Below are 14,060 nucleotides of genomic sequence, written 5' to 3' on the forward strand. Positions count from 1 at the left end.
GACCGATGGCGGTTGGCATCGAATCCGCCAACCGCCATCGAACATTGCTTTCCGAAGGAGAGATTTGAAATGAAGACCTTCACTGACAACTTCACCATTAACGGGATCACGTTGGCTGCCCAGCCCATTCGCCGGCAGGGCGAGGTTCTGACTCCGGATGCACTCGAGTTCCTGGAGCGCCTGCACCGGGCCGCTGCCGTCCCACGGCAGGAGCTGCTTCGGGCCCGCCGGTCGCGTCGGGAGCAGATCGCCGGCGGCCAGGATCCCCGCTTCCTGCGGGAAACCGAGTCCGTCCGGAACGATCCGCACTGGCGGGTGGCTCCCCCGGCCCCGGGCCTGGAGGACCGCCGGGTGGAAATCACCGGACCGGTGGACCGCAAAATGACCATCAACGCCCTGAACTCCGGCGCCAAGGTGTGGCTGGCGGACATGGAAGACTCCTCCACGCCGTCGTGGCGGAACGTCATCCAGGGCCAGCTGAACCTCACGGACGCGCTGGAGCGCCGGATCGACTTCACCTCACCCGAGGGCAAGGAATACAAGCTCAAGGCCGCCGAGGAGCTGCCGACCATCGTGGTCCGGCCCCGCGGCTGGCACCTGCCGGAGAAGCACATGCTGATCAACGGCGAACCGATCGCCGGCGGCATCGTGGACTTCGGCCTGTACTTCTTCCACAACGCCCGCCGCCTCCTGGCCCAGGGCAAGGGCCCGTACTTCTACCTGCCGAAGATCGAAAACCACCTCGAAGCCCGGCTCTGGAACGACATCTTCATCCTGGCCCAGGACCTGCTCGGCATCCCGCAGGGCACCATCCGCGCCACGGTGCTGATCGAAACCATCACGGCAGCGTTCGAGATGGAGGAGATCCTGTTCGAGCTGCGGGACCACGCCGCCGGCCTGAACGCCGGCCGCTGGGACTACATCTTCTCCCTGATCAAGAACTTCCGCACCCGCGGCCCGCGCTTCGTCCTGCCGGACCGCGGCCAGGTGACCATGACGGCCCCGTTCATGCGGGCCTACACCGAACAGCTGGTCCGGGCCTGCCACAAGCGCGGCGCCATGGCTATTGGGGGCATGGCAGCCGCCGTTCCGAACCGCAAGGATGAGGCCGCCAACGCCAACGCCTTCGAGAAGGTCCGCGCGGACAAGACCCGCGAGGCAGCCGATGGCTTCGACGGCTCCTGGGTGGCGCACCCGGACCTGGTGCCGGTCTGCCGTGAGGTGTTCGACGGCGTCCTTGGCGATAAGCCCAACCAGCTGGAGCGCCTGCGTGAAGACGTCACCCCGGATGACCGGGCGCTCATCAACGTGGCTGCGACACATGGCACGATCACCGAACCGGGCATCCGGAACAACATCGAAGTGGGCATCCGCTACATCGAGTCCTGGCTGCGCGGCAACGGCGCGGTTGCCATCCACAACCTGATGGAGGACGCCGCCACCGCCGAGATCTCCCGCTCGCAGCTGTGGCAGTGGATCTACTCCCGCGCCATCACCGACCACGGCGAAATCATCAGCCGGGAATGGGTGGAGGAACTCCTGGACGAGGAATACTCCAAGCTGGAACGCTTCGACGGCGATCGCTTCGACGATGCCCGCGACATCTTCAAAGAAGTCACCCTCGCCCAGGACTTCCCGTCCTTCCTCACCCTCCCTGCCTACGCCAGGTACCTGACGGAAAACCGCGCAAGGGCCACCGTCGAAGAACTTGCCACGGCCTAGTAGAAAAGAACGCCAGTCAGCCCCAGCAATCCAATCGCAACAGGACACCCGAAAGCCGGGAGCTGGGCTGACTGCGTTAGGTGATGCCTACTTTGCCCCAATTGGCGAGAAAGCATCCTCCTAACTCCGCGTACCGTTCACACGGACGGTACGCGGAGTTGTGGGAGTTCTTTCGGGACTTTGAACAGGCCTGACGTCCCATCCAAGAATGAAAGAATTGACATGACCCCCGAATCCACAGAGTCCATAACGCTGAAGATATGGGACCGGTCAGCTATTTTCAGCACCCTTGAGGGTGTCGTGCAGGAGCTAGCGACACGGGCCGGGACCACTAAAGACAGCGTCGTAGTTGGCCGCAGCGGCCCTGATACGTTTACTGTCCGCCTGATCGGGGATTCCTACCTTGATCCGCTCCAGGAGGTCCCCTGCTGACAAACCTGGTTCATCCAGCCCACCCAGAATCCAAAGCGGGACTGCCCTGGCTTAGCTGACTCGGGGTTAGGCCGCGGTGCGCGGTCCAGTTAATGGTTTCACCTTCTACGCGCGTTAATTTCGTCGTTATGGCCGGGAGCCGGTCTGTGGCGCCGCAATAATCACTTCTCCATTTGTAAGCCGAGCCGAGGAAGAATCATGATGAAAATTAGTAATCGTCGAATTGCCGCTGTTGTTGGCTCTGTGGGGGTGTTGGGCGCGATCGTGGCCGGTGCTGCAAGTGCCAGTCCGACGTTGGAGACGTCTGTCCCTGCCGCATCAGAAAAGCATCCCGTGGAGATCGAGGTGCTAGCCCCTGGAAAGGGAGACAACGCCGGAATCTCTGGTGCCGGATGGTTCGTAGATCTACGCGTGCGGTACGACGGCGGCCTGGCCACAGCAGGCTTCAGCGGCCTGCAGCTCACCGGGCCCGCCGCGCATGTGAACACGGCACCCTTTCCCGGGTCTTTCTCCACCGGTCGGGATGATCGTCTGCCGGGCCTCGTTGTACTCGCCTCCACCACCACTAGCACCATCAAGGGCTTCTCCGGGCCCGGCACGAATCTCGCCAACCTGTTCAATCTCACCGGCGTGACCGACCGCTCGAACAAGGGCGCTGAAGTTTGGGATTCCTGGATCGTAGGCGCCCCGATTGCCGGTCAGGATGTGGACAGCACCCTGACCGTCGCTGTGATCGCCGACCTCAACCACGATGGGCTCTATAACGATGCCCCGAGCGTCGTGCCGGATGCCAACGGCGATGGCACGATTGATGCACGAGATCTCGAAGCCATCGGAGTCGCATCCAAGATCACAACGATCCCGTTCCACATTTCGGGCGACCCCAGGTAGCGCGAACAGCTGCACAGGTCGCCAACCGCGACGTGATCCCCCGGCAGAAGAGTCGAAGGCACCCCACCGGGGCCGGGTCGGCTGCCCTAAAGGTTTTGCGGCTGTTGATCAAAACCGTCGAAATCGGTGATCTGCAGGCGGCCGGAGACTTCTTTTCCGCCCAGCTCGCTGCTGCTGATATGGCTGAAACGACCGGCCCCGTGGGCCACCGTCAACCGATGGTGGCCCGAGATCGAGACATTGATGAAAACACGGGTAAGGACGGCCAAGGTTGGGGCAGCGTACACGATGGTCAAATACATCAAGCGCATTGGACCGGGGTTCCGGAACGCGAAGAACTATCAAACACGTATTCCGTAGCCAGCGCCCCCGGACGGTTGCATGAATATTATCCCCAGCGGGGTTTTCACGACGAACCGTGAAAAGCCATGTCACTGGCGCGATGGTTTGGTTCTCAGCTGGGAGCTGAGCCTATGTGTCCCTCAGGAATGTCGGTCCTGATCTCAAAAAAAGCCTGCAGAGGAGCCGCATTTTTATGAACAAGCGAATCAGTACAACCATGGCGGCGATATCCCTGATCGCGTTGGCATTTACCGGCTGCGACGCCTCAACAGATACCGCCAGCGGCGCAAAATCCTCGTCCACCGATGCCGCGGCCAGTTCGGCCCCCGCGCCTCCCGAAAACCGTAGAACCGGATTTGACGCCGAGATTACCAATAACTCCCTTGCGGTGAGCCCGGATGAGAAAACCGCGGTAGTCTCGGACAGCCGTGAAAAGTCACTCCTGATCTATGACCTGGCCGAAGGTAGGCTGCGCAAGAAGATCGACGGCTTTGGCACACCTCGGAACATTGTCTTTATTAATGACGGCTCGCAATTTGTCGTCTCTGACAGCAGCCTCGGCACCCTCCGTTTTTACAGCACGAAAAACTATACGTTGCAGGATGAAGTCGTGGTTGGACCGGGAGCATTCGGAACAGCGGTAAGTCCGGATGGAAAGACCATATATGTGAACAACCAGGCACATAACTCCGTCACGGTCGTCGATCTTGAGGCACGGAAACCGGTCGGCGTCATCACCGGTTTTTCCCAGCCAAGGCAAGGCATCAAGGTATCTCCGGACGGAAAGCACGTCTTTGTGACGAACTTCGAGGGCGATAAGGTCACGGTTGTCGACGCCGCCAGCAGGAAGATTACCCGAGAACTGACCGGATTCTCCAAGATCCGGGGAATCTCCGTAACCGCTGACGGAAACACGCTGTATGCCGCAAACAGCGGGCGCAACAGTATCTCCGTGGTCGACTTACGGAGGGGAAATATAAGGAACGAAATCCATGTTGGTCGCGAGCCATACGGTGCCGCCCTGTCACCGGACGGCAAACTCCTTTTTGCCAGCAATAAGGCCGACAACACCATTGACGTAATCGACGTCAACGAAAACGCCCTCGTAAAGACACTCGAGGGCTTCAAGGAGCCCCGCCAGGCAATTGTCTTCAGCCATGGCCAAAATCGAGCGTATGTGTTGAATCGGGACCTTTCTGTTGCCCGCGTGAACGTCGAAGACCTTTCCTTAACAGACACGGTCTATGAATAAACGGGAGAAAGCAGGCGACATTAAGACGCGGCGGCGCTCCGGCGGCCAACCGGCAGTCATCGCAAACAAGTACCCGTCCGCAGCGCCCGAAGGAGGCCCATGAAACCCCGAACAACGCCCGGCTCCCACCCACCCGCACACGCCATCACCAACAGGCCAAGTCCCAAATCGCCTGCCAGATGGCGGAGGCCGCTGACGGCCATCGGTGTGCCTCTCATCCTCGCCACCGGGGCACTCACCTACGGATTCACCGCTAACGGCATTGGCCAACCGAACCCGGCGGCAGGGAAGGACCCGACCATGATCGAAGGAGTTATCAGCTATGCCGGTCTGAGCAGGAACCACGTCCAGACCGTGGTGACCTATCCGCAGCGTCCCGGCGTCGGCGGAGACCACTCACCGATCTGGACGAACTGCGGAGTTTATGACCGGCCCGTGCAGGAAACCCGGGCCGTGCACTCCCTCGAACACGGTGCCGTATGGATCAGCTATCAGCCAGAACTTCCCGCCGACGACATCGCCCAACTCGCCCGGCTTGCAACCAACCACAGCCACGTCCTGGTCAGCCCTTTCCCCGGCCAAGGCTCCCGCATCGAGGCCACCGCCTGGGGCAAACAATTAAGTGTCGCCGACCCGGCAGACCCTCGGCTGTCGGCATTCATCGATGCCTTCCAGCAAGGTCCGCAAACACCCGAAGCCGGCGAGACCTGCAGCGGCGGAGTCAATGGATAAACTCAAGTGGCATGCTGTCACTCTGCCGCTCAGCCCTCCCAGCGCCGTCCCACGCCGGACCGGCGTACACCAGTTCCACCGGGGCTGTAAGCAAAGCGATGGGGAACGGCGTGGCCCGACCGAAAGGCGAGGCTCTGACTGAGACGACAGAGATGCCATGACCGGAGAGATCATCGATCAGAAGGAGCTCGCTGAGGCGCTGCTGGAGCGGGCACGCGAGCAAGGCTGAGCCTCCTGGGGCCGGCGCGCTGCTGGCCGGCCTGCCAAAGAACGTGCTCGCGACCGCACTGGAGGAGGAGATGACTGAGTACCTCGGCCACGAGAGGCACTGGCTGGCCGAGAACGGGAACGTGCGCAAGGGACCCGGTCCAAGCCCATGTTCGCGGAGGTCGGCCCCGTGCCAGACTGATGTTCCCAGAGACGGCGAGGGCAGTTTCGAGCCGCAGATGGTAATGAGGCGGATTGCCACCGTCACCCTGCTCATGGCGGAGGAAATACCACGAGCCGAGGCTTCACTCTCGATATCTTGGCCGGTAATCCCAGCCGCCTGTCATGGAAGCCGGCCAGCCTTCGACATTAAGTTCGATAATTGACGTGATGCAAAGCTCCGACCTCCTCGGGAGCTCAACAGGAAACGCGAAGGAGTGCTTTCGCCCGTAGCGATCCCGTTGACTGCTTCCCACACTTGAGACGGTGCAAAGTCAGTTTTAGGCACACCCCAGCCTGACACTGCTGCCGTGAGCCTTGCCGTGGCGGCCCATAGGGGCTGGAGATCACTTGGTCAGTACGTGAAGTCAGATGCGGAATGGGGCGATCCCTGCCCTGCCCGCGGCTGCTGACGCACGGGAAGAGCATCGATTTTGACCAAGGCGCGGTGCACCGCGACGAGAATCATGATGTACCCGGCCGCGGTGAGGAGTAAACCAACGGCAGCGATGATCAGGCCGATTACCAATCGCTCGCGATTTGCGTTCCCGGTATAGAGGACAGCGATGTTTGGGGCGGCGATGACTGCTCCAAGTGCAGCGAGGACTGGGCCACCAATGGCCATCAGAACCCCTGCCTTAAAGATCCCTGCTGAACGCTCGAACCGCATCATTCCCCCATTAGATATTCGTGACTAGGGACAGACTACAGTTGGCGTTCATTCGGTCCTGAAACGCTTGGTGTGAACGAACTGACACGATGTACGCCGGGTGGATCCAAAGCCACCGACGGGATTGCTCGGTCAACCACAGGCTCACTGCAGGTTGACGGAATCGCGGTTATCGCGTTCAAGAATCAGCCGGAAGCGGCCCGCATTAGGCGTCTGGAGGATCGGCAGGAACATTCTGTTGCGTCGGGATTCCGCCATGGGATCGACGACGGAAAACAACTTCTGGCTCAGAAATTCAGGAAGCCCGTCAGCCCTGCTGCAGTTATGGAATTGTTCGACATTCAGAACTGCTGCCTTTTGGCTGGCGGGCCTCCTTTGTGGTCGTGCCGCTGTGCGTGCGGCAACGGGGCTGGTGAAAACAGAGAAGCTGGCCGGTTTGCAGCCGGCCAGCTTCCTGACAACCACTTAGAGCGGCTGGATGTTCTCCGCCTGCGGACCCTTAGGGCCCTGGGTGACGTCGAACTGAACCTTCTGGTTCTCGTCCAGGGAGCGGTAACCGCTGGATGCGATTGCTGAAAAGTGTGCGAACACGTCAGCGCTTCCGTCGTCGGGGGCGATGAATCCGAAGCCCTTTTCGGCGTTGAACCACTTGACCGTACCTGTTGCCATGCTTTTTTCCTTCACGGGTCGCGGGCCGGATCCGCTTGTCGGACTGCCGTCCCCGCAACTCACATGTTGAGCCTATGTGTCAGTGCCGGTGCGGGCAACAGATTGGTCAAAGAGAGGGACTGGATGTAAAGCGGTCTGCCCCACTGGCCACGGCGTAGTCAACCGCTCCACGCGATTCTCTGGGATCCAGTCCTGTCCAGCCGCCATCCCAGCCTCGGATTCTTCCACGTAACCCGCCCCTTCAGGCCTCGCCGCCTTACGGGAAAGACGGGGTGACCTCCCCCGGGCGGACAATGGCTTGACGAAATATCCCTTATCGGCGTCAGGCTCGAAGTACTGCGAGAATCGCGCATTTAGTCTCTGGTTTCTGCCACCAGCAGGGATCGCGTTACCGCGCACCTCAACGCTTTTCCCAAAGGGAACTTCAGCTTGTAGGGCAGGATGAGTCCATGACTCCAGACGAACTAGCCAGACGCTCAGCCGAGATAGCCGAATCATCCGCCCATGCGGCATGGTGGTCCGCAGCGGGATCGATCGGGACCGCGGCATTGACTCTCGGCCTGCTCGTCGGGGCCATCGCCGCTTGGCACACAGCCAAGGAGTCCCTAAAACAGGCGCGGGCCGCTCAGCTCCAGATCAAGCTGGACAGCATCGAGCAGACGCGCCCGTTTGTCTTTGCCCGTATCGTGCCAGGGATTGGCGGGGTGAGCACTTGGGACCTAGTGGTTAGCAACTCAGGAAAATCGAGCGCAGAAGACCTCATTATCGATACTGACGACTGGCCCGAGAATGACGATCTGATCGTCACCGCCCTGAAGAGGATGTTCTCTACAAAACAGACGCTGCCGCCAGGAGTAAGTTTGCGATCGTTCTGGCGTATAGACCCAACTCCTGGCAGCAGAAGGTCTGATGGCGGCCCCGATGTTGACGGGATGCCCAGAACAGCTACTTTGAAGCTGACGTACACGAGCCAAGACCCGACAAAGCCGCTTTATAACGACACCTACGTCATAAGTAACGAGAATATTGGGCTCACGCCCGTAGCCTCAAAGGGCCCAGACCCAAGCTCGCGATTGTCCGACGGAGAAGCGAGTCTCCACAAGATGTTGGGCCGCATCGTTCAGAGCATAGGTGAACTTCGCAGATGAGTGATGGGTCGCATGATCCTGGGAATGATGCCGAGGACTTTGCTTCAGGTGTGAGTAACCTGTTCGGATCCCTGGCTGGTGCCATCACAGGGCACGCCGTATCGGGCCCGACCGGAGCGATTACAGGGGCCATCGTTGGCCCAATCCTTGAGGAAGCGGGGCGGTCCGTACTCTCCCGAATTCTGGGAGCCAGAGAACGTCGCCGCGTTGAATCCGTGGTCACGTTTGCGACCGATGCTGTAAATAGAAACCTAGAAGCCGGAATGACGATACGTCAAGACTCATTCTGGCAAGCTCGCGGAGGGTTTGCCCCCGATGCGCAAGAGACATTTGAAGCAGTGCTCGTCGCGGCGCAGCGCGATCCGGAAGAGCGGAAGCTGCCGTTCATGGGCAGCGCCTACGCCTACATTTCCTGTGACCCTGCCATGACTGCCGCCGCATCCCATTGGCTCATCCGGCAAGCGGAATCTCTTACTTGGACCCAGTTCCAGTTGCTTGCCTTAGTAGCGCGGGAAGATGAGCTTGATCTCGCCGGGATCCGTATCGGACAGTCTGCCCGCAACTGGGACAGCGTGGCACTTCACAGGGAACTGAGCGACTTGGGGTTGGGCGGACGCTACCTGATCCACGGCGGGATGGAGACACGTTCAAGTGGGATTCAGGTGCCGACGGGTCTGCTCGAACGATACAAACTTCAGAATCCAGGGCTAATCCTATTTGGCGCCCTGCACTTGAGGGACATTTCCCTGTCTGAATTGCAAGACTTGGCTTCGCGGCTGCGCCGACCCATTGAAGAAGCCGAACAAGCATCGGCCGATGCGACCTCGTAACCGTCGGGTACGAGGACACTTGGGTTGACGGAATCACGGTTATCGGCCTTTTAAATAGGCGGGAGAGTGCCCCCAAGCCAAGCCCGCGAAATGGCTCACTTTTCAACCATGGCTGACACTTCCAGTTCATGGACGACGGCGCTCCCGCCGGCCTCTCCACTAGGTCAGCGTCTGGTTTGGGGTCGTGAGGATCTCCGGGGTGGGCGCCGATAACTGGTTTGATGCCAGCTTGGTGAATGGCACTGCAGTCTTGCGGCCAAGTTCCAAGGGACTGGGACGGTCAAGTTAGAGCAGTCGGCGTCGGCTGTTGCTTGATCAGCTCCACCGCGCCTCTGCAGGGCGCAGGTCATGGGGACCGGCAGCAAGGTTGGTCGGCAGGGTGTCATTCGTTGTTGGGTAGGAGTTCTGGGCTCCGTGCCCTTGGACGGAGAAAGCTGCAACACGCACGGCCTGATTGCAGGCGGTCGGGAGGTCGGCTCCGTGGGCCACAGCAGCGGCCAGTGCGCCAACGAACGCATCGCCTGCGCCAGTTGTGTCGGTGGCTTCTACTTCGGGCGCTTCGATTTGGATAACTCCTTGGTTTGTGGCCAGAGCCGCGCCTGCTGCTCCGAGCGTTACGATGGCTGACTTGATCCCTGTTTTCACCAGTGCGGCTGCGAGTTTAGGGCCGTGCCCAGTTCCTTCAGCAGGCGTGAAGGGGAGAACACCAGTGTGTGCTGCTGCGAGGATTTGGGCGGCTTCGTGTTCGTTGACGACCAGGGGGTCCGATCGTTTGAGAACTGACATCGGCAGGCTCAGGACCGGGGCCAGGTTGAGGATCTGCCGCACGCCAAGTCTCTCCAGCGTGGCCGAGGCGAAGATGATGGTCTCTGTGGGTATTTCTCCCTGGATAACTGCCACAGTGCAGGTACCGAGCGCTTCATGGGCTGCCTTGATGTGATCAGGAGTCAGCCGGGCGTTTGCTCCCGGAACGACGATGATGTTGTTCTCGCCATCGGCATCAACTGCCACTATGGCGAGCCCGGTCGGTCCTGGCACTGTGACCACATGGTCGAGGTTCACTCCGGCCTCGCGGAGCAGCCGGGTAGCGGCGTCGGCGTGGGAGTCAGAACCGATGGCCCCGATCATCATGGTTTCTGCTCCCTGTCGCGCTGCCGCGAGGGCTTGATTGCCGCCTTTGCCGCCGGGGGACAGTTGCCCGCCAGTACCGAGGATAGTTTCCCCCGGCCGCGGGTGGCGCTCAACGCCGACGGAGAGGTCAGCGTTGATAGATCCGATTACTCCCACATGTGGGCTCATTCTCGTCCTTCCGGGACTGGCTTGCTTGTTTACTGCTGGTTGGTGTGGTCCGCGGGATTTCCCGTGGACCACACCAACGGATCAGACTTTCTTGGTGACCCAGTCGATGATTCCGCCGAAAATCTCTTGGTAGCCGGGCCATTCTTCGCAGAACTGCTTGGGTGCCCAGTGCGGGGAGCAGTCAGAAGTGAAGACTGCGCTGCGGCCGTTGCCGGTTTCAGACAGGGCGATCAGGGGATCACCATTGATGGATGCCACGAGCTCAGCTCCGGGCTTGAGGACGGTTCGGTTGTATCCGAGAAGCAGGGGCCAATCCGTTCCTGCGCTGCCAATGGCTTTGTGTTCGGGCTGCTCGACCTGAGCTGTGAGTCCTGCGGGAAGTTCCCACCTGTCGTCCTCGGAAAGCATGTCCACCGGAAGGACCTCTGCGATGGCGGTATTCCGGAACGCAGCGCGAGCCTGGAACCCGGAGAACGAGAGATAGCCGCCGATCATGACTAACGCGCCGCCGTCCTTGGTCCATTGGGCGAGAGCCGCGAGCCGGTCCTGGCCGGGGATAAATTTTTCAAAGACGTCCGGGGCGAGCTGGATTGAGTTGGCACCGATGTCGGAAAGCACCACAGCGTCATACGTGGCCAGTTCCTCGGCGGAGCCGGGAAAGGCCATGGGGACGACGTGGGCAGGCATATGCACGACCTCGTGCCCTTGTGCCTCAAGGGCATTTTTGAGAGGGCCCACGCCTTCGACGTATGAATGTACGGAGAATTCATCCACTCCCTTGACGTGCGTGGATATGGTCATCCAGCTCTCGCCGGCGATAAGTACTCTTGCCATTGGTGTTACCTGTTTCTAACTAGTTGGTTGAGTTTATGAAGAGACTGGCGGGGTTCGAAGTGAGCATTGCATCGACTTCTTCTGGGCTGACCCCGCGCTCGTACAGCCGCGCCGGGAAGGCAAACGGGACATAGTTGAAGCCGTTCCCGCCGTGTTTGGTGAGCATGGACTTGAGGAAGAGGTCGTGGCTGAGCAGGATCTGTTGTCCGAAACCTTTCCGAACGAGCAGGGCAATGGCGTCAGCACTTTCCCCCGGTCCGGGACTTTCCCCTTCAGATGGAAAACTGAAAGGCATACCGATCATGTCGAAGCCGAGCATGACACCTCGGTCTGCCATGGACAGCTGATATGCCGCATCATTGTGAGACGGGTCCAGGTGGCAAAGGACCACCGCGTGCGGGCTGACCCCGCATTCGTCGATGACAACGTCCAGGATCCGGGAGCCCATCCTTTCCCAGGCCGGCGTGTGGATGAATAGTGGTACACGTAGTTCCTTCTGCCCCAGAGCGGCCGCCCGCAGCGCCTGTAGTTCCGCTGGCGAGAAAGCCGGCGATACACCTATTTCCCCGATAACCCCTGGCCGTGCCCCTGGTCGGGAAAAGTCAGCCAACAAAGAGTTGATGAGGGTCTCGACGTCCGCCGCACGGGTGGAGTCGTCCTGGAATTTTTCCAGGTACCAGCCCGAGCCCATGATGATGTTGACGCCGGATTGCTTGGAAAGGTGTCCTAAGGCTTCAGGGTTGCGTCCGAGGTCGGGAGGGGTGAGGTCAATGACGCTCCCGCCTCCCAGATGGCGGAATGCCGTCAGGTCCTCGACCATGGCCTGCAGGTCATCGAGCCGGCAATTGTCGGCGCTGTTGTACGGGTGTTCCCTCAGCAACCAGGCCAGATCGGCAGAGACGGGGGCGTCCAGAAGATCACGGATGCGCTGGTCGGTGGCCGGGCTGTACGCGGTACTAAGGTCGTTGACTAGGTGCTCGTGAGGGAGAACTATCCCCAGGTCGCTGATGCTGACAGATCCCGTAACGGTCTGGACTGTGGTCATTTCTGTAGGAGCTTCGCGACCAGGTCAGAGAGCTGCTTGCCGCGCAGATTGATCCAGATAGCGATCAGCAGCACCAGGCCGGTGATGATCGGTGTCAGGAACGGACTCATGCCGACCAGAGTCAGACCGTTCGCAATGACGCCTGTCAGGATGGCCCCGATCAGCGTGCCGGTGATCGTTCCTCGGCCGCCGAAGAGGTCGGTACCACCGATGACGACAGCGGCGATGACGGTCAGTTCAAGACCCGTTGCAGAGTTCGCGGAACCGGAACCAAGGCGCGCTGCGATGAGGACACCAGCGACGCCGGCAGCCAGGCCGGAGAACGCCATGGCCCACATCTTGACGGCGCGGGTGTTGACGCCGGCTCGCCGCACCGACTCCTCGGAGGAGCCGATCCCTGTTGTGTACTGACCAAATCGCATGGAGTGCATCATTACCAGCCCGATGAGGAACACAACGATCGCGATCCAGGCCATGAACGTAATCCCGAGGAACTCACCGTTTCCTACTGTCCGGAAAATCGTGTAGTCCGGAATCGGTATGGAGAATCCGCCTGTTCCCAACAGGGCCAGGCCCCTGATCATGGACAAGGTCGCAAGCGTGACGATGAAGGAGGGAATTTTCTGGTAGGAGCTCAGGAGTCCGTTGACCAGTCCCCAGCCGAGGCCCATGAGGGCGCCGATCACCATCACGGCAGCGGAATTGAGCCCTGTTTGAACCAGCTGGGCGCAGGTCGCGGCTACGAACGCGGCAATTGCACCGACTGACAGGTCGATTTGTCCTCCGGTGATGACGAAGGTCATGGCGACGCCAATGATCAGCACGGGAGCGATTTGTGTGGCCATGTTCGCGACGTTGACGAAGGACAGGAATGCCGGGCTGGCTATGGAAAAAGCCACGATCAGGACCAGGGTGACACCTGCCATCAGCAGCGTTGACTTGTTGGCCCGCTCGAAGAATGAAGGGGGCAGAATTTTCACCGATGGAGCACCGGTAGGAGCAGTTTGCAGCATCATGATGCCTCCGGATACTGGTGGTCTGAACGGGTGATCATGGCCACGAGCCGTTCAATGTTGAGTTCTGAGATGGGTTTGTCGTCCACGCTCTCGCCTTCGTACATGGCGGTCACACGGTCACAGACACGGAAGATGTCCTGAAGCCGGTGGGTGATGAGGATGACCCCTACACCTTCAGCAGCGACCTTCTTGATCAAGCGGAGCACTGATTCGACTTCGGCGACGGCCAAGGCTGCGGTCGGTTCGTCCAGGATCAGCACGTCGGGTTTGAACGACACGGCGCGGGCGATGGCGACAGACTGGCGCTGGCCGCCCGAAAGGGTGCCGATTTCCTGATAGGTGGATTTCACGCGCACATGCAGGTCATCCAGGACTGCGGCGGCACGGGCATGCATGGCGCTCCGGTCCAGGAACCTGGCCTTGCGCGGTTCCCTTCCTAGAAAAAGGTTGCTTGCGACGTCCAGGGTGTTGCACAGGGCAAGGTCCTGGTAGACGATGCCGATGTTCTCGTTGCGGGCGTCGCTGGGGTTGGAGAACCGGACGGACTTGCCCCTGATCAGGATTTCGCCCTCGTCGTGCTGCTCCGCCCCTGCCAGGACCTTCATCAGCGTGGACTTGCCGGCACCGTTGTCACCGACAAGGCCTACAACTTCGCCGCGATGAAGCGTGAAATCTACTCCTCGGAGGGACTGCACGGGACCGTAGGATTTCTTGATCCCGCGGAGCTCCACAAGCATTTCGTTGGTATTCAT

16 protein-coding genes are annotated in these 14,060 nt (G+C 60.3%); 8 read left to right on the forward strand and 8 right to left on the reverse strand.

Annotation, left to right across the window (positions count from 1 at the left end):
• Positions 1-69 precede the first annotated feature (69 nt).
• The 6 genes from aceB to QFZ23_RS23835 all read left to right on the forward strand — a co-directional run bounded on the left by aceB (position 70) and on the right by QFZ23_RS23835 (position 5,964).
• Positions 70-1,722, forward strand: a complete 1,653-nt coding sequence (gene aceB, locus QFZ23_RS21730) for a malate synthase A (protein WP_306926139.1) — start codon at positions 70-72, stop codon at positions 1,720-1,722.
• 630 nt (positions 1,723-2,352) lie between these two features.
• Positions 2,353-3,045 carry a hypothetical protein gene (locus tag QFZ23_RS21735; protein ID WP_306926140.1) on the forward strand — a complete coding sequence of 231 codons (693 nt, stop codon included), beginning with the start codon at positions 2,353-2,355 and terminating at the stop codon, positions 3,043-3,045.
• Between the two features lie 243 nt (positions 3,046-3,288).
• Positions 3,289-3,405 carry a hypothetical protein gene (locus QFZ23_RS21740; protein ID WP_306926141.1) on the forward strand — a complete coding sequence of 39 codons (117 nt, stop codon included), beginning with the start codon at positions 3,289-3,291 and terminating at the stop codon, positions 3,403-3,405.
• 175 nt (positions 3,406-3,580) lie between these two features.
• Complete coding sequence (locus QFZ23_RS21745) at positions 3,581-4,639, forward strand: YncE family protein (RefSeq protein WP_306926142.1); 1,059 nt, start codon at positions 3,581-3,583, stop codon at positions 4,637-4,639.
• 99 nt (positions 4,640-4,738) lie between these two features.
• On the forward strand, positions 4,739-5,371 hold the full coding sequence (locus QFZ23_RS21750; RefSeq protein WP_306926143.1) for a DUF3105 domain-containing protein: 633 nt from the start codon (positions 4,739-4,741) through the stop codon (positions 5,369-5,371).
• Between the two features lie 251 nt (positions 5,372-5,622).
• Positions 5,623-5,964, forward strand: a complete 342-nt coding sequence (locus tag QFZ23_RS23835; RefSeq protein ID WP_373427951.1) for a transposase — start codon at positions 5,623-5,625, stop codon at positions 5,962-5,964.
• A gap of 188 nt (positions 5,965-6,152) precedes the next feature.
• Here the strand turns inward: QFZ23_RS23835 and QFZ23_RS21755 are convergent, their stop codons facing one another.
• The 3 genes from QFZ23_RS21755 to cspE all read right to left on the reverse strand — a co-directional run bounded on the left by QFZ23_RS21755 (position 6,153) and on the right by cspE (position 7,136).
• Positions 6,153-6,470 (reverse strand): hypothetical protein, encoded by a 318-nt coding sequence (locus QFZ23_RS21755; protein WP_306926145.1) that lies wholly within the window; start codon positions 6,468-6,470, stop codon positions 6,153-6,155.
• A gap of 141 nt (positions 6,471-6,611) precedes the next feature.
• Entirely contained in the window at positions 6,612-6,932 is a 321-nt protein-coding gene (locus QFZ23_RS21760; RefSeq protein WP_306926146.1) for a hypothetical protein, read from the reverse strand.
• Positions 6,933-7,136, reverse strand: a complete 204-nt coding sequence (gene cspE / locus QFZ23_RS21765; RefSeq protein ID WP_104046164.1) for a transcription antiterminator/RNA stability regulator CspE — start codon at positions 7,134-7,136, stop codon at positions 6,933-6,935. It abuts the gene before it with no gap.
• A gap of 449 nt (positions 7,137-7,585) precedes the next feature.
• Between cspE and QFZ23_RS21770 the strand changes: the two genes are divergently transcribed.
• Both QFZ23_RS21770 and QFZ23_RS21775 read left to right on the forward strand, forming a co-directional pair.
• On the forward strand, positions 7,586-8,284 hold the full coding sequence (locus QFZ23_RS21770; RefSeq protein ID WP_306926147.1) for a hypothetical protein: 699 nt from the start codon (positions 7,586-7,588) through the stop codon (positions 8,282-8,284).
• Positions 8,281-9,114 carry a hypothetical protein gene (locus QFZ23_RS21775; RefSeq protein ID WP_306926149.1) on the forward strand — a complete coding sequence of 278 codons (834 nt, stop codon included), beginning with the start codon at positions 8,281-8,283 and terminating at the stop codon, positions 9,112-9,114. The genes QFZ23_RS21770 and QFZ23_RS21775 overlap by 4 nt, the downstream gene beginning before the upstream one ends.
• A gap of 315 nt (positions 9,115-9,429) precedes the next feature.
• On the opposite strand, the gene QFZ23_RS21780 is transcribed toward QFZ23_RS21775, so the two are convergent.
• The 5 genes from QFZ23_RS21780 to QFZ23_RS21800 form a co-directional block, all read right to left on the reverse strand.
• Complete coding sequence (locus QFZ23_RS21780; RefSeq protein WP_306926151.1) at positions 9,430-10,413, reverse strand: ribokinase; 984 nt, start codon at positions 10,411-10,413, stop codon at positions 9,430-9,432.
• An 81-nt stretch (positions 10,414-10,494) separates the two neighbouring features.
• On the reverse strand, positions 10,495-11,247 hold the full coding sequence (locus QFZ23_RS21785; protein WP_306926152.1) for a glutamine amidotransferase: 753 nt from the start codon (positions 11,245-11,247) through the stop codon (positions 10,495-10,497).
• A 19-nt stretch (positions 11,248-11,266) separates the two neighbouring features.
• Entirely contained in the window at positions 11,267-12,292 is a 1,026-nt protein-coding gene (locus tag QFZ23_RS21790; RefSeq protein ID WP_306926154.1) for a phosphotriesterase family protein, read from the reverse strand.
• A complete protein-coding gene (locus QFZ23_RS21795; protein WP_306926156.1) occupies positions 12,289-13,308 on the reverse strand; it encodes an ABC transporter permease in 1,020 nt (339 codons plus the stop codon). Before QFZ23_RS21795 ends, QFZ23_RS21790 begins: the two co-directional genes overlap by 4 nt.
• On the reverse strand, positions 13,305-14,060 hold the full coding sequence (locus QFZ23_RS21800; protein ID WP_306926157.1) for an ATP-binding cassette domain-containing protein: 756 nt from the start codon (positions 14,058-14,060) through the stop codon (positions 13,305-13,307). Before QFZ23_RS21800 ends, QFZ23_RS21795 begins: the two co-directional genes overlap by 4 nt.

It is taken from the genome of Arthrobacter globiformis, from assembly GCF_030818015.1.
GTDB lineage: Bacteria > Actinomycetota > Actinomycetes > Actinomycetales > Micrococcaceae > Arthrobacter > Arthrobacter globiformis_C.

Excerpts from the sequence above, each read along its gene's own strand:
- aceB (WP_306926139.1), top strand. The coding sequence starts at position 70 with ATGAAGACCTTCACTGACAACTTCACCATTAACGGGATCACGTTGGCT.
- QFZ23_RS21735 (WP_306926140.1), top strand. The coding sequence starts at position 2,353 with ATGATGAAAATTAGTAATCGTCGAATTGCCGCTGTTGTTGGCTCTGTG.
- QFZ23_RS21740 (WP_306926141.1), top strand. The coding sequence starts at position 3,289 with ATGAAAACACGGGTAAGGACGGCCAAGGTTGGGGCAGCGTACACGATG.
- QFZ23_RS21745 (WP_306926142.1), top strand. The coding sequence starts at position 3,581 with ATGAACAAGCGAATCAGTACAACCATGGCGGCGATATCCCTGATCGCG.
- QFZ23_RS21750 (WP_306926143.1), top strand. The coding sequence starts at position 4,739 with ATGAAACCCCGAACAACGCCCGGCTCCCACCCACCCGCACACGCCATC.
- QFZ23_RS21755 (WP_306926145.1), bottom strand. The coding sequence starts at position 6,470 with ATGATGCGGTTCGAGCGTTCAGCAGGGATCTTTAAGGCAGGGGTTCTG.
- cspE (WP_104046164.1), bottom strand. The coding sequence starts at position 7,136 with ATGGCAACAGGTACGGTCAAGTGGTTCAACGCCGAAAAGGGCTTCGGA.
- QFZ23_RS21770 (WP_306926147.1), top strand. The coding sequence starts at position 7,586 with ATGACTCCAGACGAACTAGCCAGACGCTCAGCCGAGATAGCCGAATCA.
- QFZ23_RS21775 (WP_306926149.1), top strand. The coding sequence starts at position 8,281 with ATGAGTGATGGGTCGCATGATCCTGGGAATGATGCCGAGGACTTTGCT.
- QFZ23_RS21780 (WP_306926151.1), bottom strand. The coding sequence starts at position 10,413 with ATGAGCCCACATGTGGGAGTAATCGGATCTATCAACGCTGACCTCTCC.
- QFZ23_RS21785 (WP_306926152.1), bottom strand. The coding sequence starts at position 11,247 with ATGGCAAGAGTACTTATCGCCGGCGAGAGCTGGATGACCATATCCACG.
- QFZ23_RS21790 (WP_306926154.1), bottom strand. The coding sequence starts at position 12,292 with ATGACCACAGTCCAGACCGTTACGGGATCTGTCAGCATCAGCGACCTG.
- QFZ23_RS21795 (WP_306926156.1), bottom strand. The coding sequence starts at position 13,308 with ATGATGCTGCAAACTGCTCCTACCGGTGCTCCATCGGTGAAAATTCTG.
- QFZ23_RS21800 (WP_306926157.1), bottom strand. The coding sequence starts at position 14,060 with ATGAATACCAACGAAATGCTTGTGGAGCTCCGCGGGATCAAGAAATCC.